14 protein-coding genes and 2 pseudogenes are annotated in these 18824 nt (G+C 70.2%); 9 read left to right on the forward strand and 7 right to left on the reverse strand.

Annotated features, from left to right (window positions below; genetic code table 11):
• Positions 1 to 115: 115 nt before the first annotated feature.
• Complete coding sequence (locus tag NRF20_RS03305) at positions 116 to 1507, forward strand: serine/threonine-protein kinase (RefSeq protein ID WP_413751960.1); 1392 nt, start codon at positions 116 to 118, stop codon at positions 1505 to 1507.
• A gap of 953 nt (positions 1508 to 2460) precedes the next feature.
• Positions 2461 to 5028 carry an ATP-binding protein gene (locus NRF20_RS03310; RefSeq protein ID WP_398634647.1) on the forward strand — a complete coding sequence of 856 codons (2568 nt, stop codon included), beginning with the start codon at positions 2461 to 2463 and terminating at the stop codon, positions 5026 to 5028.
• Positions 5029 to 5062: 34 nt separating this feature from the next.
• Here NRF20_RS03310 and NRF20_RS03315 read toward each other — a convergent pair whose 3' ends face one another.
• The 5 genes from NRF20_RS03315 to NRF20_RS03335 all read right to left on the reverse strand — a co-directional run bounded on the left by NRF20_RS03315 (position 5063) and on the right by NRF20_RS03335 (position 8994).
• Positions 5063 to 5566 (reverse strand): S26 family signal peptidase, encoded by a 504-nt coding sequence (locus NRF20_RS03315; RefSeq protein WP_413751961.1) that lies wholly within the window; start codon positions 5564 to 5566, stop codon positions 5063 to 5065.
• Between the two features lie 8 nt (positions 5567 to 5574).
• The gene (locus NRF20_RS03320; protein WP_413751962.1) at positions 5575 to 7473 is read right to left on the reverse strand and encodes an ABC transporter ATP-binding protein; all 1899 of its coding nucleotides are present in this window, start codon (positions 7471 to 7473) and stop codon (positions 5575 to 5577) included.
• A complete protein-coding gene (locus NRF20_RS03325; protein WP_398634644.1) occupies positions 7470 to 8027 on the reverse strand; it encodes a redoxin domain-containing protein in 558 nt (185 codons plus the stop codon). The genes NRF20_RS03320 and NRF20_RS03325 overlap by 4 nt, the downstream gene beginning before the upstream one ends.
• Positions 8028 to 8052: 25 nt before the next feature.
• Complete coding sequence (locus tag NRF20_RS03330) at positions 8053 to 8616, reverse strand: MauE/DoxX family redox-associated membrane protein (protein WP_413751963.1); 564 nt, start codon at positions 8614 to 8616, stop codon at positions 8053 to 8055.
• A gap of 186 nt (positions 8617 to 8802) precedes the next feature.
• The gene (locus NRF20_RS03335) at positions 8803 to 8994 is read right to left on the reverse strand and encodes a hypothetical protein (RefSeq protein ID WP_398634642.1); all 192 of its coding nucleotides are present in this window, start codon (positions 8992 to 8994) and stop codon (positions 8803 to 8805) included.
• 681 nt (positions 8995 to 9675) lie between these two features.
• Here NRF20_RS03335 and NRF20_RS03340 point away from each other — a divergent pair.
• The 5 genes and pseudogenes from NRF20_RS03340 to NRF20_RS03360 all read left to right on the forward strand — a co-directional run bounded on the left by NRF20_RS03340 (position 9676) and on the right by NRF20_RS03360 (position 13230).
• The gene (locus NRF20_RS03340) at positions 9676 to 10083 is read left to right on the forward strand and encodes a YciI family protein (protein WP_413751964.1); all 408 of its coding nucleotides are present in this window, start codon (positions 9676 to 9678) and stop codon (positions 10081 to 10083) included.
• Positions 10084 to 10091: 8 nt separating this feature from the next.
• Positions 10092 to 11350, forward strand: a pseudogene (locus tag NRF20_RS03345) (RNA polymerase sigma factor).
• A 617-nt stretch (positions 11351 to 11967) separates the two neighbouring features.
• Positions 11968 to 12114, forward strand: a pseudogene (locus NRF20_RS03350) (alpha/beta hydrolase); the annotation flags it as partial.
• A gap of 82 nt (positions 12115 to 12196) precedes the next feature.
• The gene (locus NRF20_RS03355; RefSeq protein ID WP_398631940.1) at positions 12197 to 12820 is read left to right on the forward strand and encodes an alpha/beta fold hydrolase; all 624 of its coding nucleotides are present in this window, start codon (positions 12197 to 12199) and stop codon (positions 12818 to 12820) included.
• Positions 12817 to 13230: an AAA family ATPase gene (locus tag NRF20_RS03360; RefSeq protein ID WP_413751965.1), complete on the forward strand. Its 414-nt coding sequence runs from the start codon at positions 12817 to 12819 to the stop codon at positions 13228 to 13230. The genes NRF20_RS03355 and NRF20_RS03360 overlap by 4 nt, the downstream gene beginning before the upstream one ends.
• Positions 13231 to 13821: 591 nt before the next feature.
• On the opposite strand, the gene NRF20_RS03365 is transcribed toward NRF20_RS03360, so the two are convergent.
• Positions 13822 to 14202, reverse strand: coding sequence for a winged helix-turn-helix transcriptional regulator (locus NRF20_RS03365; RefSeq protein ID WP_266354833.1), 381 nt, complete (start codon positions 14200 to 14202; stop codon positions 13822 to 13824).
• A gap of 138 nt (positions 14203 to 14340) precedes the next feature.
• Here NRF20_RS03365 and NRF20_RS03370 point away from each other — a divergent pair, with 138 nt between their 5' ends.
• A complete protein-coding gene (locus NRF20_RS03370; RefSeq protein ID WP_398631942.1) occupies positions 14341 to 14748 on the forward strand; it encodes a RidA family protein in 408 nt (135 codons plus the stop codon).
• Between the two features lie 565 nt (positions 14749 to 15313).
• A complete protein-coding gene (locus NRF20_RS03375) occupies positions 15314 to 15961 on the forward strand; it encodes a hydrolase (RefSeq protein WP_266354835.1) in 648 nt (215 codons plus the stop codon).
• A gap of 50 nt (positions 15962 to 16011) precedes the next feature.
• Here NRF20_RS03375 and NRF20_RS03380 read toward each other — a convergent pair whose 3' ends face one another.
• The gene (locus tag NRF20_RS03380; RefSeq protein WP_413751966.1) at positions 16012 to 18756 is read right to left on the reverse strand and encodes a helix-turn-helix transcriptional regulator; all 2745 of its coding nucleotides are present in this window, start codon (positions 18754 to 18756) and stop codon (positions 16012 to 16014) included.
• Between the last annotated feature and the right edge of the window lie 68 nt (positions 18757 to 18824).

An 18824-nucleotide genomic window follows, 5' to 3' on the forward strand; every position in this document is an offset into this window, starting at 1 on the left:
CGGAGGCGTAGTCGGGCTGCGCGATGTCCTCAGGTGTGAAGCGCCAGCTGCGTGTACAAGCGTGGGTGGTGTGTAATCACGGGACGTGCGCGGCGTTGGACGAGGGGAGATTTTGGTGGACGAGCTGCAACCCGCTGATCCGCGACAGGTAGGGCGGTACCGGATCACCGGGCGGCTGGGCGCCGGGGGGATGGGCTGTGTATACCTGGGGCATTCGCCTAGCGGGCGGCTGGTAGCGGTGAAGGTGGTGCGGACGGAACTTGCCCAGGACCCTGGCTTCCGCCGCAGGTTTGCCCGCGAGGTGTCGGCGGCCCGGAGGGTCACCGGCTTCTTCACAGCCGCCGTGGTCGACGCCGCCCCCGACAGCTCGACCCCATGGCTCGCCACCGCCTACGTACCCGGCATGCCGCTGGACGAGGCCGTCGCAGCGCACGGCCCCTGGCCGGTGGACTCGGTGCGGGCGCTGGGCGCGGGCCTGGCCGAGGCACTGGAAGCCGTCCACGCGGCCGACCTGGTCCACCGGGATCTCAAGCCCTCGAACATCCTCATCGCGCCGGACGGCCCGCGGGTGGTCGACTTCGGAATCTCCGTAGCGGCCGAGGACACCGCGCTCACCCGCACCGGAATGATCGTGGGCACCCCCGGCTTCATGGCCCCCGAACAGCTCACCGGCAACCCCGTCACGCCGGCCACCGACGTGTTCGCCCTCGGCGCAGTACTGACCTACGCAGCCACAGGCACAGGTCCCTTCGGCGCCGGCTCAGCACAGGCGCTCAACTTCCGTATCGCATACGAGGAACCGGACCTCACCGAACTGCCGTCGCCGGGCCTGGAGATCATCACGCGCTGCCTGGCAAAGAACCCTGAACAACGCCCGACAGTGACCGCGCTCATCGAGGAACTCGCTCTGGTACCCACCGAGCACCACCCGCCTGCCGATGTCACCTCCCAGACTGCCACCTGGATACCCACCCCGGTCGCCCGGGCGCTCCCCATCACGGTCACCGCCCCCGCCTCGATGGCCCCAACCAGCCAGCCACAACCCGCCTCCGCTCCGCCGCCCGTTACCGTGAAGGCCCCGGCTACTCCGGCCACACCGGCCGCGACTGCACTCCCCCCAGCACGCCCCCGCACCGCTCTCCCCTTCTGGATTGCCATCGCGGCCCTGGCACTCGCCATGGTCTTGCCCGCCATGGATGGAGAAGCCGCTCTGACCCACCTGGCCGATGACTCCTGGCCATTCGCCTTGGCCGCTGCGCTCAGTGCCAGCACCTGCGCGACAGCGGTGTACATGTCGCGCCGCACCCCCGTTGCTCCCGTGCCGCGCTGGCCCCGCCAGCTGCACACTGTCACCACCATCATCAGCACCGGGCTGATCGTATGGATGGTCACTACCCTGAACGCCGAGGGGCAGCTCGATATCCTCGGCCCCGGTGCATACGTCTATATCTTCGGGTGCGCGGTGCTGATCTACAGCCTCTTCCGGTTCCCTGCACCGGCAGAATGAGTTCTGGCTCAACTCCTGGGTTCTGCCGCCGATTCAGAGGATGTCCGGCTTGGGCATATTGCCCTTTATTTCACGATAGACACCTCGCCGGGTGAGTGTGGCCTCGTCCGTCTTGCGCTTGGCGAGGTTGTCGATCGATGCGACGCGGATACCGCCGACGGCACCGGCTGTCCACAGGTCAACTCATGTCCACAGCGCATTTGGTCCGCTTCGGTACGTGGTGGAACGATCACAGCGAGACCCACTACGGGGGGCAGGGCGCAGGACGACACCCACACCGATCGAGGGCTGGAGGCTGCTCTGGCGCCGGCCGAACTCTCCGGTGTCCTGGCCGCCGCTTGGGACGCCTTCGACCTGGTCGAGCGCGTGGCCGACGCAGTCACATGGGACGGCGGCGGGGACGAGCTGGGGGCGATGATCGCCGCTCAGGCCTGTTCGGCAGGCCGCCGGTTGCTGCCCCTGCCCGAGCAGCCGGGCCCGCGACCAGGCCCAGCTCGCCGCCGAGACCCGCAGGTTCTTCCACCGCCGCCAACGCCAGCCCCACATCGTCCGCGGCTGCTTCGGCGGCCCCCACGTCCCCTGCGCCCTCGAAGAGAACCATTTGAGTTTCTGATCAATACATGGGCACCGTGCGGCGGCTCTCGGCGTCGAAGAAAGCAACGCGGATGAACTCCGACGGCAGTTCGGTGAAGACGCGGGCCCCTCAGGGAAATTGCGCTCCGGGAATGGCCGATACCGCGCCGTATACGCATTGCCTCTGTCGCGTTCACGCACCTCACGAACCCGCCGCGCAGAGCGCCCACCGGGCAATCCGCCGCGCATTCCACGCGCCCGCAACCTGCGAGGAGTCGCGGCACGAGTGACGTGCGGGACGCGTGTCTGGCCGATATCGCAGGCTGGTCGGGCGTTCACCGGAATGGGTAGCATGCCCCTTTGTGACTACGCCGTTACCCATGCCCAGCAGCGCCCGGACTGCCGCCGAGTTCGTCGCCCTGCTGCGTACCGCGAAAAACCGGTCCGGCCTCTCTTACCGGGCATTGGAGCGCAAGGCTCGAAAGGTAGGCGACCACTTGCCGGTGAGCACCCTGGCGAGCGCGCTCAGCCGGGGATCGCTACCGAGAGCGGACGTGGTGGCGGCACTGGTCCGGGCGTGCGGCGGTGACCCGGCGACGGTGAAGGAATGGGTCGAGGTGCGTGCGACGCTGGCCCAGCGGGAGAGCTCTGCACGAGCGGAGGACATGCCCTGGTCATCCCAGGGGCTGCCGGGCCTCGCCACCGGGCGCGGTGACGAGGATGACGGCGGGGGGACCGGCCGGCAGCTCGTGCCCTGCCTGCTGCCGGCGGACCAGTCCCTGTTCGTGGGTCGGCAGGACGAGTTGAGCACGGCATGTCGGGTGCTGGACCGGGAGGGACCGGGGCCGGTGATCCTGTTGGTCACCGGCCCTGCCGGTGTCGGCAAGACGGCCTTCGCCGTACGCGTGGGGCACCTGCTGGCCTCACGCTTCCCGGACGGCCAGCTGTACGTGGACCTGCGGGGGTTCGATGACGAACCGGCCGAGCCGTTCACGGTCCTGGGGGCGTTCCTCCGCGCGCTCGGCGTACGCGGAGGCGCCGTGCCCCCAGAAATGACCAGCCGCATCCATCTCTACCGCACCCTGCTGGCCCAGCGACAGACGCTGATCGTCCTGGACAACGCGGCCGATGCCCGGCAGGTGAGCGACCTCCTTCCCAACGGCGCACGATGCGCCGCCGTCGTCACCAGCCGGACCACGCTGGCCGACATGAGCGGGCACCGGCTTCCCCTCGGCGTACTCGACTCCGCGACAGGACTGGCCCTTCTGCGCGAGATGCTGGGCCCCGACCGGACCGCCGCGGAGTCCGGCTCGGCGCGCTCCATCGTCGAAACCTGCGGCGGGCTTCCCCTCGCGGTATGGGTCGCCGGGGCCCGCCTGGCCGCGCGGCCGCACTGGCCGCTGGAAAAGGTCGCCCGGGCGCTCGCCGACGAGCAGCGCAAGCTCGACGAGCTGGCCGTCGGGCACATCGCCGTAAGGGCGAGCCTCGAACTGACCTACCGGGGAATGGCCCCGACGACACAGCACGCGCTGCGCCTGCTCTCGCTGCTGCCCATGGCCGACTTCGGTGCCTGGGCCCTGGCCGCCTTACTGGGCGTGGGCCTGTCCGAAGCGGAGAACGTTCTCGATGACCTGGTGGAGGTACATCTCGTCAGGGTCCGGGCCGTCGGCGCGACGGGGTTCCGCTATCAACTGCACGACCTGGTGCGGGTGCTCGGCCGCGAGCGGGCCCGGAGCGAGGTCGGCCAGCAGGAGCACGCCACGGCCCTCACCCGGCTCCTCGGCATGAGCCTCCACCTCGCCGACCTCGCCGCGGACACGCTCAGCGTCGACTTCCAAGGCGTCTCCCAGACCGATCTGGTCTCCTGGCAGCTCTCCTCCACGGACACGGACCAGCTCCTCGTCACTCCCCTGGCCTGGTTCACCGAGGAACGCCAGTTCCTCATCAGCGTGGCGGACCAGGCGCTGGACAGAGCGGACATCGCACCGGCGGCCGGGCTGGCCACCGCGTTGACGACGCTCTTCCAGGTCGGCAGTCACTTCGACGACTGGGAGCGGCTGCAGGAGCGGTCGTTGAAGGCGGCGCTGCACGTCGGCGACAAGCGCAGCGCCTCTCAGCTCCACCGCTGCCTCGGCGAACTCACCACCATTCTCGATCGCTATCCGGAGGCGCTGGCCCACTTCGAGCAGGCCCTGCTTCTGGCCGAGGGGCTGGGGCCGTCGTACCGGGCCAGTGCCACGGCCGGGCTCGCGTACGTGCACCGGCTCCTCGGCCAGTACGCCGCGGCCGTGCTGCGGTTCGAAGAGGCCGCCGAACTGGCCCGGGCAGCCGGCAACGTCAACTGTCTCGTGTACGCGACCAACGGCATCGGCGTCATCGACCTCGAGCATGGCCGTGTCGAGGCGGCCATGGAGCGCTTCACGGAGTGTCTGCGGGTGAGCCGGAGCGAGAGCTATCGGCCCGGCGAGGCACAGGCCCTGCGGTGTCTGGGGCAGAGCCATCGCGCCCTCGGCGCGTACGCCCCTGCCGCCGACTCCTTCCGGCTGGCCGCCGCGATCAGTGAGGACCTCGGCGACCGGCTCGGCGCCACCCACGCGACCTGCTGGCTCGGGGACGTCCTGGTGCGCCAGGGTGCCCCTCGCGAAGGCCGCCGGCTGCTGGCCCGGAGTCTGTGGACGTATCGCGAATTCGGCAACCTGTGGGGTGAGGCGGCCACGCTGTACGCGCTGGCGGAGGCTCAGCTGTCGGTCGGCCGTCCGGAGCAGGCCCGTCGACGTGCCGAGGCCGCCGTCGGGCTGTGGCGGCACATCGGCGCCCGGGCGTGGCTGGCCACCGGCCTCGAAACCCTGGCGAAGGCCCATACGCTGGCCGGTGACCATGTGGCCGCGGCTCAGGCTCGCGACGCGGCGGCGGCGGCGCGGACGACCCAGGGCGGCTCGGGCCCGTGATCCCTCCCCGAGCGGCGGGCGGCGGGCGGCGGCCTCACCTCGCACTGTGGTCCGCGATCCGCGTGGTGGCGCGGCGGATCCGGCAGAGGACCACCGCGGTGAGCAGGTCGACCGGCACCGGCCCGGTATGGCGGGAGTCGTAACTGGCCTCGTGGTTGTCGCCCACAACGAACACATGCCGGTCCGGGACGATGTCCGTTGAGGAGGGTGGCCCCGGCATCCGGTCTCCGGGAAGGGCGGCGACGCGTTTGATCATGGAGGTGGGTAGGGGGTCTCCGGGGGTGATGTCCTCCTCGTCCGCGCCGGCCGGGTCGGCCGCCGCTCGCATCCGGATCGCGACGACCGCTCCCCGGCGCACCAGGCGTGCCGGCACCCTGAGCGCCAGGAGCCGATCCCCGTCGCGGTAGGTGGGGAGCATGCTGGAGCCGCTGACGTCGAGCAGGGTGCAGCGACGGCGGATCAGGAACGCCGCCGCCGGGACCAGGGCTGCAAGCGCGGTGACGGTCACCGCCGCCGCGCACACGGAGCGCCCCTTCACCGGCCGCCTCACGAGCCCGGGCCGGGCAGGGAGAGGGGGTGTGTCACGTCCGCCTCCTCACCTGCGGTGTCATCCGTCCGCTCGCGGTAGCCACGGGACTGGAGCGTGAACAGCCGGTGATAGGTGCCGCCGCGGCCCAGAAGGTGTGCGTGGTCGCCGAGTTCGGTGATCCGCCCGCCTTCCAGGACCGCGATGGTGTCGGCGTCCTTGACCGCGCCGAGCCGGTGTGAGATCAGTACGCTGGTGTGTCCGACCCGGCGGGCCCGCAGCCGGGTGTGGATCTCGTACTCGGCGGCCGGGTCCAGGCCGGAACTGGGTTCATCGAGGATCAGCAGGTCCGCGTCCGCGCGCAGGAACGACCGCGCGAGGCCCATCCGCTGCCACTGCCCCCCGGACAGCTGAACGCCGGATGCGTTGTCGTCCTCGGCCCAGAACGTGCGGCTGAGAAGGGTGGAGTATCCGTGCGGCAGCCGTGCGATGTCCTCGTGCAGGCCCGCCAGCCGTGCCGCCTTCTCGCACCGGCCGGGTGCGTCGAGGGCGCTCAGGTCGCCGATGCCGATGTTCTCCCGGACGGTGAGTTCGTAACGCATCGGATCCTGGAAGGTGGCCGCGATGCGTCGCCGGAGCTCCGTCGGCTCCATGTCGCGAAGGTCGGTGCCGTCCCAGAGGATGCGGCCGCGGGTGGGGTCGTAGAACCGGCACACCAGCTTCACCAGCGTCGACTTCCCCGAGCCGTTGACCCCCACGAGCGCCAGGGCCTTCCCAGCCTCGATCCGCAGGTCGACGCCGCGCAGCACCCAGGGCATCCCCTCCTCGTAGCGGAACCACACGTCCCGCAATTCGATGGCGTCACGCAGGGGCGGGACCGGGGTGGGGCGACGAGGGGTGGGGAGGTCGGGGCCGAGCCCCACCACGGTGACGTAGTGATCGAACATCATCAGGGAGTGGTGCGCCTGCCCGGTCTCACTGGCCAGTCCGCCGATGCCGCTCTGGACGGCGGGGATGGCGGCCAGCAGCAGTGAGACGTCGCCGACCGTCATGGTTCCTCGTGCGGCGGACTCGACCGCCCACAGCAGCGCGGCCCCCGCCAGGACGGAGGCGGCGACCTGCAAGGACGACTGCACGCGCAGCTCGCTGCGGTCCATCAGCTCCCGGAGAGCGTCGGCCTTGCGGCGCTCGGCCAGCAAACGCTCCCGCAGGAAGCGCCCCGCGGCGTAGAGCCGGATCTCCTTCGCGGCCTCCACGCTCGACAACAGGGCTGCGTAGAAGAGCTCCCGGCGCTCGGTGGGGCTGATCTCCCAGAAGGTGGCGGCACGCCGGCGGCTGAGCATGACCTCCGCCCAGAGCACGGGGGCGCCGGACAGCGACACGACGACGGCGAGCAGCGGATGCAGGACCGCGAGGGAACCGATGAAACCGAAGAGGAGGACGGAGCTGCGGACGATGCCCGCCACCCCCTGGACCACCTGGAAGGGGGCGAGCCCGCCGGCGTGCTGCGCCAGCCTGAGTTGGTCCAGGAACTCCGGGTTCTCGAAGCGGCGCAGTCCCACGAAGCCGTCGACGGAGGCATGCAGTCGTTCCTGGACGAGAAGGCTGGTCGCGCGCGTCATCCTGGCCTGGAGGTAGCCGGTGAGCTGGGGGGCGCAGGCCATCACCGCGCCGACGACAGCCAGTGAGAAAGCAGGGGCGAAGACCTCTCGTACGCCGGTGCCTGCCGCGAGCCCGTCCAGGATGTCCTTGACCAGCCAGGTGACCACCACGGGTGCTGCGGCGGCGACCAGGGTCACTGCCAGAAATCCGGTCATCATGACGGGAGCGGCACGGACGGCAAGACCGAGGGCCGGCATCACGGCGCGGTGGAGCGGCGCCGTGCGGGGCGGCGCAGCGGTCCCCCGGGCGGGGCTCATGCCCGCCCGGCCGGTACGACGGTGAGGACCGAGTCCCCGACGGCGGCTACCGTGGGCGGTTCCCCGTCCGGAGCCGAGACGGCGAACTGGGAGGGGAAGGCGCTGACTCCGAACGCGGTCGTGCAGGGGCCGTCGGATTCCTCCCGTACAACCCGCGCCACGGACGCGAGTTGCTCGGTCATCTCCCGGGCCTCTTCCTCGTGCTGCTGCTCGCCGCTGCCCGACACCACGACGGCGACCACCTGGCGGCGGCCTTGGAGTGCGGTGGCCTTCTCGACGAAGCGGGGCAGCTTGTCCCGGCACGGTTGGCAGCCCGGCGTGAAGAACGACACCACGGCGCCGTCGGTGAGATCGCGTTCCGTGAGCCGCACGCCCTCGGAGCACCGGGTGCTGAAGGGTTCCACGACCGCGCCTACGGAGATGCCGCCCTCCTCGGTGAGTACCGGGACGGCGGAGGGCCGGTCCCGGAGCCGGCGGAGGACCGCGAGCGTCAGCATGAGGTCCAGTGCGCAGAGCGCGGCGACAACCACGAGGGCTATGGCCAGGTAGACCATGGTCGGCCTCTTCTCGGTAGAGGGATCAGATGCTCGTACGGGTCGGGGCGGTGGGGACGGGCCGCAGCAGCGCCACCAGTTCGTCTCCGACCACCAGAACGAGAGCGGCCGTCGCGCCGCACAGCCAGGCGGCGAACCGAGCCTGCCAGGAGAGGTATCCGCTCTCCGCCACTCCGGGGACGGCCACCACCGCGACCACGAGGAGCACGGCGTTGCGTACGAGTTGGGGCGGTCCGACGGGGCCGGCCGAGGTGCCGAAGCACCGGCAGGCCACGCGTGTTCCGGCGTGCAGGGCGCGGGCGACGGCGTAGGTGAACGAGGCCAGCAGGCCGATCGCCGTCAGGAGACCGATCACCGCTGGCAGCCGGTCGCCGTGCGGCCACGGAACGGCCAGGAGCAGCACGGTCGTCGCTTCCGCGAAGACGACTCCCGCCGCGAGGACACCCACCCGTGCGGCGGGTACCCGGCCCAGTGTCGCCACGGCGTGCTTGAACGCGAGGAACGACGCCGCGTTCCTGATCTTGCCGAGGACAGCTGCTGCGAAGACGAGGACGAGCGAGGCCTGGTTCAACGCCGAGACGAATTCCACTGGGTCTCCCGGGGAGAGATCCGTGGCCCGGCCCTGGCGCGGGCCGGGCCACGAGACGTGTGTGCAAGGTGCCCGAGGTGGAGCGGTCCCCTCGGCGGTGGCGGCAGGTGACGGCGCCAGGACGCCGAGGGGAGGCGACTGCCCTGTGCCTCCGCAGGGGTTCACGGAGTCGGGGCAGGCCTCGGCTTACGAGCAGCCGCAGTACAGGAACTCGCGCCTGTCGAGGTTGCAGGACCAGACGCGCTGCGTGTAGTTGCTGTAGTTGGCGCACGAGCCGTTGATGCACCGGGGAATCCAGTAGCCGGTGCACGCGCTCACCGTCTCCTGCGGCACCAGGCGTTCCAGCATGCGGTCGGCCAGTCCACGTACGGTCTTCATGGTGTGATGTTCCTTCCGTCGGGTCTTCTGTGGCGATTGCGCCGGGGCGCCGGACCGCACGTGGCGGTCCTCCCTGCGGTGCGGGATGCGCCCCACCGGTCGGCCGACCAGGTGTCCGGGTCGGCCGGGGCACCACAGAGTCTTCGCCGGACTGCGGTCGGTGACAACGGCCAGAGGTGTTCGGGACTGTTCAGGACACTGCGCGACGAAGAACGCCTCCGAGCGGGGACCACTCCCACGCTGCTGCGCCACGCCCGTGAGCAGCCGGGCGACTTGGCCCGGTGTGGAACTGCAGCCGGATCCACTTCTTCGTTGACAGCAGGAGCGTTCCGCCGGGGACCGTTGAGAGGGTTCTCTGCGAAATACCCCTGCTCAACCGCCATGTTGAGCACCTCATTGAAACCGGACAACCCCGGAGGGTGTGGGGCCGGAATGATCAACACGCCCCCCGCGCAGGGCGACACCATGGCTACCGTGCGTGGTATTGATCGACCTCGTGGCATGCCTGGGCGGACATCCGGGCGGATGTCCCGGCCCGCGAGTCGACTCACCCAGGCCCATCTACGAGAGCCAAAAAAACGGACGGCGTTTTCGCACGGCGATGTCGAGAACCCGTGACTGGCTCCGTCCCCGCAGTGAACGCGACCAGAATGGGTCGCACCAGCACCGAGGAGAAACACGATGGCCAAGTACTTGCTGCTCAAGCACTACCGCGGCGCCCCGGCTGCGGTCAACGACGTGCCCATGGACCAGTGGACGCCGGAGGAGATCTCGGCACACATGCAGTACATGCAGGACTTCGCGGCCCGGCTCGAGGGGACCGGCGAGTTCGTCGACGGTCAGGCGCTCGCCCCCGAGGGGACGTTCGTCCGGTACGACGGCGAGGGCCGCCCACCGGTCACCGACGGCCCGTTCGCCGAGACCAAGGACCTCATCGCCGGCTGGATGGTGATCGACGTCGACAGCTACGAGCGCGCCATCGAACTGGCCGGAGAACTGTCGGCCGCCCCCGGGGCAGGCGGGAAGCCGATCCACGAGTGGCTCGAGCTGCGCCCGTTCCTGGCCGCACCGCCCACCATCACGGAGTGACCTCCCAGATGAACGAGCTCCTGCTCCGGAGCCTCACACCCAGCGTCATCGCCATCCTCGTCCGCCGCGGAGCCGACTTCGCGGCGGCCGAGGACGCCGTACAGGACGCGCTGGTCGAGGCGGTCCGCGTCTGGCCGGCCTGCCGCGGGATGCGAAGGGCTGGCTGGTCACCGTGGCCTGGCGCCGGTTCCTCGACGCGACCCGGGCGGACGCAGCCCGCCGGCGGCGTGAGGACCTCGTCGACGAGGAGCCGGCGCCCGGGCCCGCGCCCGCGGTGGACGACACGCTCCAGCTCTACTTCCTGTGCGCACACCCGTCGCTGACGCCGTCGTCCGCGGTCGCGCTCACACTGCGCGCCGTCGGCGGGCTGACCACCCGCCAGATCGCCCAGGCCTACCTGGTGCCCGAGGCGACCATGGCGCAGCGCATCAGCCGGGCCAAGCGCACCGTCTCCGGCAATGGGGTATCCCCTGCTCAATGGGGTCTCCCCTGCTCGAACGAAGTTGAGAGCTTGGGGAAGAAGCCGAGAGCTCGGGGAAGGTTCGACCAGCCCGGCGACGTCGCCACCGTGCTGCGCGTCCTCTACCTGGTCTTCAACGAGGGCTACTCGGGCGACGTCGACCTCGCCGCCGAGGCCATCCGGCTCACCCGGCAGCTCGCGGCCCAGGTCGACCACCCCGAGGTGGCTGGGCTGCTCGCCCTCATGCTGCTCCACCACGCCCGGCGCGCCGCCCGGACCGCGCCCGACGGCAGCCTGGTGCCGCTCGCCGAGCAGGACCGCGGCCGGTGGGACACCGAGTCGATCGCCGAGGGCGTCGGGATCCTGCAGGCGGCCCTCGCCCGCGACCGGCTGGGCGAGTTCCAGGCCCAGGCGGCCATCGCGGCACTCCACGCCGACGCGCCCACCGCCGAGGAGACCGACTGGGTGCAGATCGTCGAGTGGTACGACGAGCTCGCGCGCCTGACCGACAGCCCGGTCGTCCGGCTCAACCGCGCGGTGGCCGTCGGCGAGGCCGACGGACCGCGCGCCGGCCTGGCGGCGCTCGCGGCGCTGGACGACTCTTCCCCAAGCTCTCGGCTTCGCTCGAGCAGGGGAGACCCCATCCCCCGCCACGCCGCGGTGGCGGCGTACCTCCACGAGCGCGACGGCGACCTGGCGACGGCGGCACGGCTGTACGCCGAGGCGGCCCAAAAGGCACCCAACCTCGCCGAGCGCGACCACCTGATGCGCCAGGCCGCCCGGCTCAACGCCCGCCGGTGTCGCTGACGGGTCGCGCTCGTATTTTCCCGTGGCACTGGCGCGACGCCATGGCCAGAGCCGCGCCTCAAAGTGAGTAGGCGGGTCGAGACCAGTTGCACGACGCGTTGCCGACGGGGAAGCTCATGGGCGATGACATGCGCGCTGGAGGCGTGGTGTCTCAATAGACCCGCCTGCTGAAGTGCCCGGTGAAGGTGACCCATCTGCGACGGTTCGGCTGCCTGAAAAGCGGCTCACCCAGGCTCATCTACGCAGTCGCGACATGCTGGTCCGCGCCATGGATCAGGACTTCACAGGCGGGGTTCGCCAGCACGCCGTCCACCTCGTTGCCGGCCGGTGTCTGCCCGCCCCTTGCACCACGAAAGGATCAAGTCGCCACCTCGACGCCAATGTGACGCAGGACACATTGGATGGGTCGAACCTCTGGAGCCGGGCTGCATCTTGTCGGTGCCAACCACTCGACCGGAGGAACTTCCATGTCGCCTACGCACCACACCGGCCCGCTGGGCACCGGCACCCACAGCATTGACATCGGCGGCACTGTTCAGCGGTACCACGTGCACGGCACCGGTCCCGTGTGCCTCGCCCACTCCGGCGGACCCGGCATCTCATGGGAGTACCTGCGCATGCCGGAGCTGGAGCGGCACCTGACGATGGTGTACGTGGAGCCGATCGGCACCGGCGAATCCGGAAGGCTCCCCACTCACCCCAGTGGGTACATCCGATCCCGTTACAGCCGCTGCCTTCACGCCATCATCGAGCACCTCGGCGTCCCCAAGGTGCATCTGTTGGGTCACTCGCACGGCGGCTTCATCGTCCAGTACTACGCCCTGTGCCGGCCCGCGTGCGGCGAGCGTGATCCTGTACGAGAGCGCCCCCGTCACTGGCGCCGAGCACGTGGCCGAAGCCATGACGAACGTTCAGGAGTTCGCTGCCCGTCATGCCGATCAACCCGAGTTGGCGTCGGTCATCGCCTCCCTGCAGTCCGCGCCGGAAGGCGCAAGCAACCACGAGATCACCCAGGTAGTGCGTGGCGTGATGCCGGCGTACTTCGCCGACTTCTGGGGCCGGGAGCAGGAGTACGCCGCGTTCCGATCCCGCGCGAGCGCGACGTACGTCCGTGCCGAGGACGATCAGGGCGTCCCCGAGACCGTCGACGATCGTGGCCGGCTGGCCGCGCTCAAGGCACCCGCCCTCGTCTTGGTCGGGCGCCACGATTTCATCTGCGGGGTGCGCTGGGCCGAGGAGCTGCACACCCTGATCCCTCATTCCGAACTTGTGATCTTCGAGCACAGCGGGCACTTCGCGCACATCGAGGAGCCCTGCCTCTTCTCCGAGACCATCGAGCAGTTCGTGGCCACACACACGCCGAACGCGCGCCAGGCCCGCTTCGGTACGCCCCTCACGCACGGCCCGCTCGTACCAAAGACGGGTGAAACCGCAGCAACCCGGTCCGAACACAGCAGGAGCGCAGAATGAGCCGCACGGTGTTCCGCTCCGACGGACCGCACCCCCCAGGAGACCGGCAAGGAGCGAGCGTTCCCCGTGATCCCGACGAGACACTGGTGGGCCGAGAGGCCGACCTTCGGCGCATCGACTCCTTCCTCGCGGGCACGTCCGCCGTCGGCGGTACCCTGCTGATCTCCGGGGATCCTGGGGTGGGGAAGACCGCACTGCTCGCTGCGGCGGCGTCCCGGGCGGCGGACGCGGGCATGCCCGCCTGGCACGCGACAGCGGTGCAGTTCGAGGCCCAGACCAGCTTCAGTGGTCTCCAGCAGCTCCTCCAGCCCGTGATCAGAGAGGTCGACCAAGCGGCCTCCTGCACCGCGTCTTCCACATCGGGGCAAGAGCCGAGCAGACTCAGCGCCACCGCGCGCATCGGCGCCTGATGGCGGGCCAGAAGCAGCCCGAGGGCTCCGGCCTCGCCGGCCTGGGCCCTGCGGGTGAGTACCTCGTCCGTGGGCCCCGTGGGCGGTTCAAGGGCTGCCATGTCTCCGAACGCCTCCGTGGCGACCTGTCATAAGCCGTGCTCCGCCTGGCAGTTGGAGTCCCCATTCTTCCCATCGGTGATGCATTCAGGGTAGACCTTGAACAGGGTTCGAGGGGCCCCTGCCGGGATCGCGAGCGGGCTCGGGTAACCAGCTTTCATGGAAGCCGGCCGGGAGAGGGTAGGGCAGTTCCACCCCCGCCTGGACGGAGAGCTCCGCAGTGTCGAGCACGCCGGCATCCGGACGCGATGAAGGTGCTGCGCATGAAGGGGGCAACCCGGTCGAGGAGCACTCCCTGAGCGTGCGGCCGGCACCGCCCCCACCTCGACATCGTCCACAGGGCAGCCGACGCCGTCGCCCGCGCACACGGCAACCTCACTCTGCCTGAGCACGCTGGTTCGCCATCGTGAGCATCATTGACTGCCGGCCCCACGAAATACCCCCGTCCAAGGGAGACACCTCCGACGGCTGCGCGTGCGAGTGGTCCAGCCGTCAGGCGTCGAAGTGACTGCGGGCGGCCTCGATATGGCCCAGGTACCGGTGGGTCCAGTCGCACAGTCCGTCGATCGTCTCCCGCAGGGCCTGGCCCGGCTCGGTGAGGGTGTACTCGACCCGCGGCGGCACTACGGGGTGCACCGTCCGTTCGATCAGGCCATAGCGCTCCAGCATGCGCAGGTTCTGGGTGAGCATCTTGTGACTAATGCCTTCGATCTCGTTACGCAGCTCGCTGAAGCGCAGGGTGCCGTCGCCCAGAGCCTCGATGATCAGGAGCGCCCACTTGTTGGCGACGTCCGAGAAGATCTCCCGCGCCAGAGAGTCCGCGCGCCTCAGGTCCGCATCGTCGGGCGAGCCACTGAACTGCTTGGTCACCATCAGGTTCCCCAGTCACCGAAAAGTGCGTTCTTCCATGTCAGCGGCCACTCTCCTACAGTTTCTTAGTAACTACAAGTGACCGAATACGTCTTGATAGGGACTCGAGCCCACAGACGTTCACGACAGAAGGCAGGCAGCATGACCATCACCCTGGTGAACCCCAGCGGATTGCCGGAGATCCCGGTGTACCGGCAGGTGTCGATCGCGACCGGGTCGAAGCTGGTTTTCGTCGCCGGGCAGGTCTCATGGGACGCCGAGGGGGGCACGGTCGGCGAAGGTGACCTCGCCGCTCAAGTCGAGCGCAGCTACCTCAACGTCGGCACCGCACTGGCCGAGGTCGGCGCTTCCTTCGACGACGTGGCAAAATTGACTGTCTACGTTGTCGACTGGACCCCCGACAAGATGCCCCTGGTCCTCGAGGGAATCGCCCGGGCCTCCGCAAAGCTGGGGATCACCCCGAAGGCGCCGGGCACACTGATCGGCGTAGCAGCACTGGACGTACCCGACCATCTGGTCGAGGTCGAAGCCATCGGGATCATCGACTGAACAGATACGTCTCGCCCACTGAGCACCGCAGTCGCCAACCAGCCTGCGTGCGTGGCAATGGACCGGACGCCGCCCGATTCCCCGGGGCTGGTTGATCCTGGCAGTCCCCCGCGAGCATGGATCCCATCCCTTGGGTCGGTGCAGCTGCGCCCGGCCGTGACACGGGCTGCGCGACGACAAGAGGCTGGGTGGACCGCACGTCTGCGGCGGTCTCCGGTGCACCAAGGGAATTCGGCGCGGCCAGGGCCGCGTGACGGCGCGGGGAGCACAACTGTCGCTGCGTCGGACTACGTGGAAGCGGTCCACGCGTACGTCCTCGGTGGCCACCCCCTACGGCAAGCGCCGTTACACATTTACGGACACCTGTGACGACCTGGAAACCAGAGGTGTGCGGAACGAGCAGGAGTTCCAGCCGCGGCGGAACCCGGTCGCGCCGGACCGGGGCGAGTACGTAACACGAGTCTAAGTAGCCATCGCCGATGCGAGGCCGCCCGCCGCGATGGGAGCTTCGGTTCGGCGAGGGCCGATCGGCCTCTCGGGAACCATCGATACCGGAGACTCATACATGGCAGCCAACGGCGTCAACTACATCGGCCTGGACGCACTGCTCGCTCCCGAAAGGTCGGTTCTCCTGCTGATCGACCACCAGGGCGCGCAGTTCGCCGGGATGCACAGCATGGACCCCAACCTCGTGGTCAACAACGTCACCGCCCTCGCGAAGGGCGCCAAGCTGTTCGACGTACCGACGATCCTGAGCACGGTCGTCGAGGACCGCGGCGGCCGGATCATCCGGCAGATCCAGGACGTGTTCCCCGACCAGAAGCCGATCGACCGCACCACGATCAACACCTGGGAGGACCAGCGGGTGGTGGATGCCGTCGCCGCCACCGGCCGCAAGGATCTCGTCATAGCCGGCCTGTGGACGGACATCTGCCTCGCCTTCCCGGCGATCCACGCCATGGCCGACGGCTACCGGGTCTACGCGGTGACGGACGCGTCCGGCGCGACGACGGTCGAGGCGCATGAGCGCGGAGTCCAGCGCATGATCCAGGCGGGCGTCATCCCGATGACCGCCGGGACCGTCATCTCGGAATGGCAGCGCGACTGGGCGCGCGAGGCGACCGTCCCCGGCGTGAGCCAGATCATGTTCGACCACGGCGGCAGCTTCGGCACCAGCCTGGCCTGGGAGCTTCAGCTCCTCGGCCAGGACTGACAACCCGCACGTGGGCGCGGTGGACGGCGCCTCGCCGCCGCCCACCGCGGTCATGTGGTCAGCAGCAGGTCGCGCAGTTGGCGGCGCGAGGTGATGCCGAGCTTGCGGAAGATGTTCCGCAGGTGGGCGTCGATGGTGCGCGGGCTCAGGAACAGCTGCGTGCCCACCTCCTTCGATGTCGCGCCCGTGGCGACCAGCCGGGCGATCTGGAACTCCTGCGCGGTGAGACGGGTAGGCACGTCGCCGACCCGTTTCCGCGCGCGGGCGCCGGTCGCGGCGAGCTCTCGGGCGGCCCGTCCCGCGAACGCCGCCGCCCCGAGCATGGACAACTGCTCGTACGCCGCCTGCAACTCCACCCGCGCCTCGGACCGCCGGCCCTCGCGGCGCAGCCATTCGCCGTACACCAGCCGGGCGCGCGCGACGTGGGGGGCGCCGTCGCTGCGGGCGAGACGCTCGATCCCCTCCCGGTACAGCTTCTCGGCGGCCGGCCCCTCGGTGAGCAGGGCCCGCGAGCGCAGCTCGGTCCCGAGCGCCCACTCGGAACCGCTCGCGGCAGCGCGCTCGGACAGGAGCTTCATGGCGGGCTCCGCGAGATCGGGACGTCCGGCGTGCGTCGCCGCCTCGATGAACTCCACGGGTATCCAGGAGTGGAAGCTGATCTCGTCGAGATCGCCTGCCGCTTGGCACGCATCGAGGGCGGCGTCGTAGCGGCCCAGGCCGTTGAGCAGTACGGTCCGGGCGTACTCCGTGGCGCTGAGGAGCCGTCCCTCGCCGCGCGCGTCGGCATCGCGGGTGGCGATGTCGGCGAGCCGGGTGGTGCATTCCTCGTCGCCGCGCCACGCGGCCACGGTGACGTCGACGTGGAGCATGGCCGGCGTGCCGACCTCCGCCGCAATCGCGTGCGCCTCGTCGACCAGCGCGGCGGCATCGGCGAACTCGCCCGCGTGGACGTGCGCGAGGGCCCGGTAGCTCAAGGCCACGGGCAGTTCGGCGAGCATGCCCGCGCCGCGCACCAGCTCGAGCTGACGGGCGGCCAGCTCCCGCCATGCCGCGTCGTCCCACAGATCCATCGCAGGACCGCAGGCCACCCATAACTGGCCCACGTCGTACGCGTCGCGTCCCGCACCGCCCCGGTAGACGTCCACGGCCTGCCGTAGTGCCGGCACCGCCGCCGTGTACCCGCCCCTGACCTGCGTGGTCAATCCGTCGAGCAGCAGGTCGAGCGGGCGCGGCTCCGGCGGTGTGGGGCTCATGTCACGGGCGGTCTCGGCGATGTCGAGCATGCGGCCGGCGGTGGTGAACCGGCCGACGAACACCGTTGCGGCGAAGGCCTCGAGGAATGTCTCACGGGCCGAGAAGGTGTCGAGCGGTGCCATGAGCTGGGCCGCCCGAAGCAGCTTCTCGACCGCGGCGTCGTCCCGGTTCCTGTCGAACGCCATCCGTGCGCGCAGCGTGGCGACCGTGGCACGCTGAAGGTCGTCGAGCGGTCCGGCTTCCGCCATGGACAGCAGGGACAATGCGGAGTCCGCGGCGCCGCTGTCGCGCTTGGCGCGCGCGGCGACGACGGCTCGTACGGCGCGGCGAGCGGGATCCGGCGTCAGATTCGCGGCCTTCTCCAGGAAGGCCGCCGCGGCGGCGACGCCGCCGCGGGCCCGGGCCCGGTCGGCCGAACGTTCCAGCGCCGCGGCGACGTCCTCGTCCGGCTTGCACGCAGCCTGTGAGTAGTGCCACGCCTTGCGGTCGGGCTCGGTGTCCGCGACGGCCTCGGCCAATGCGCGGTGGACCGCGCGGCGCTCGTCGAGGGCAGCGGACCGGTAGACGGTCGAACGCACCAGCGGGTGGCGGAACCGTACTCGGCCGCCGATGGACACCAGGCCGGACTCCTCGGCGTGCGTCACCGCGTCGTCGGGGACGCCGAGTTGCTCCGCCGCCGCGCCCAGGAGGATCGGGCAGCCGGTCGGCTCGGCTGCCGCGATCAACAGCAGGGTCCGTGTCTCGACGGGGAGTTCGGCCAGTCTCGCCCGGTAGCTCGCCTCGACTTTCCCCGAGGTGGGCGACGCCGCGGGGAGCGCGAACCCGCCCGCGAGGTCCGTGCTGTGTGGCAGTTCGAGGAGGGCGAGCGGATTGCCGCGTGCCTCGGCGATGATGCGGTCGCGTACGGCACCGTCGAGAGGCGCGTGGATCTGCGACGCGAGGAGCCGGCGGGCGTCGTCGTCGGCCAGGCCGCGAAGCTCCAGTTCAGTGAGGCACGCCAGTTCGTGGCGTTCGCTCGCATCGCGCTCGGCGAACAGCAGCGCCACGGGTTCGGCCTGGAGCCGGCGCGCGACGAAGGCCAATGCCTGCGCGGACGCCTGGTCGAGCCAATGCGCGTCGTCGATGACGCACAGCACGGGCTGCTCGGCCGCGGCCTCGGAGAGGAGGTTGAGCACCGCCAAGCCTACGTGGAAGCGGTTGGGCGCGCCGTCCCCGGTCCGCCCGAACGCCGCGTCAAGCGCCTCGCGTTGCGGCGCGGGCAGCCGTTCCTGCCAGCGCAGAGTCGGCCTGCAGAGCTGGTGGAGTGCGGCGAACGCGAGTTCCGACTCGAACTCGGCGCCGACGACGCGCAGCACCTTCAAGCCGGGTGTCGCCAGGGCATGGTCGATGAGCGCGGTCTTTCCGATGCCCGGCTCTCCCCGCACCACCAGAGCGCCGCCGCGCCGGGACCGGATGCCGTCGAGCAGCCGGTCCAACACGTCCGACTCGCGCCGTCGGCCGTGGAGCCCGGGACGTTCGATTCCTTGGCGGGATCCCCGCATCAGAGGGCCCGTTCGGTGCACACGTCGGTGCCGACCGGCGGCGCGACCGACGATATGCACGTCCTCTC

Origin of the sequence: Streptomyces sp. R-74717 (genome assembly GCF_047305335.1) — a bacterium.
Taxonomy (GTDB): Bacteria; Actinomycetota; Actinomycetes; order Streptomycetales; family Streptomycetaceae; genus Streptomyces; species Streptomyces atratus.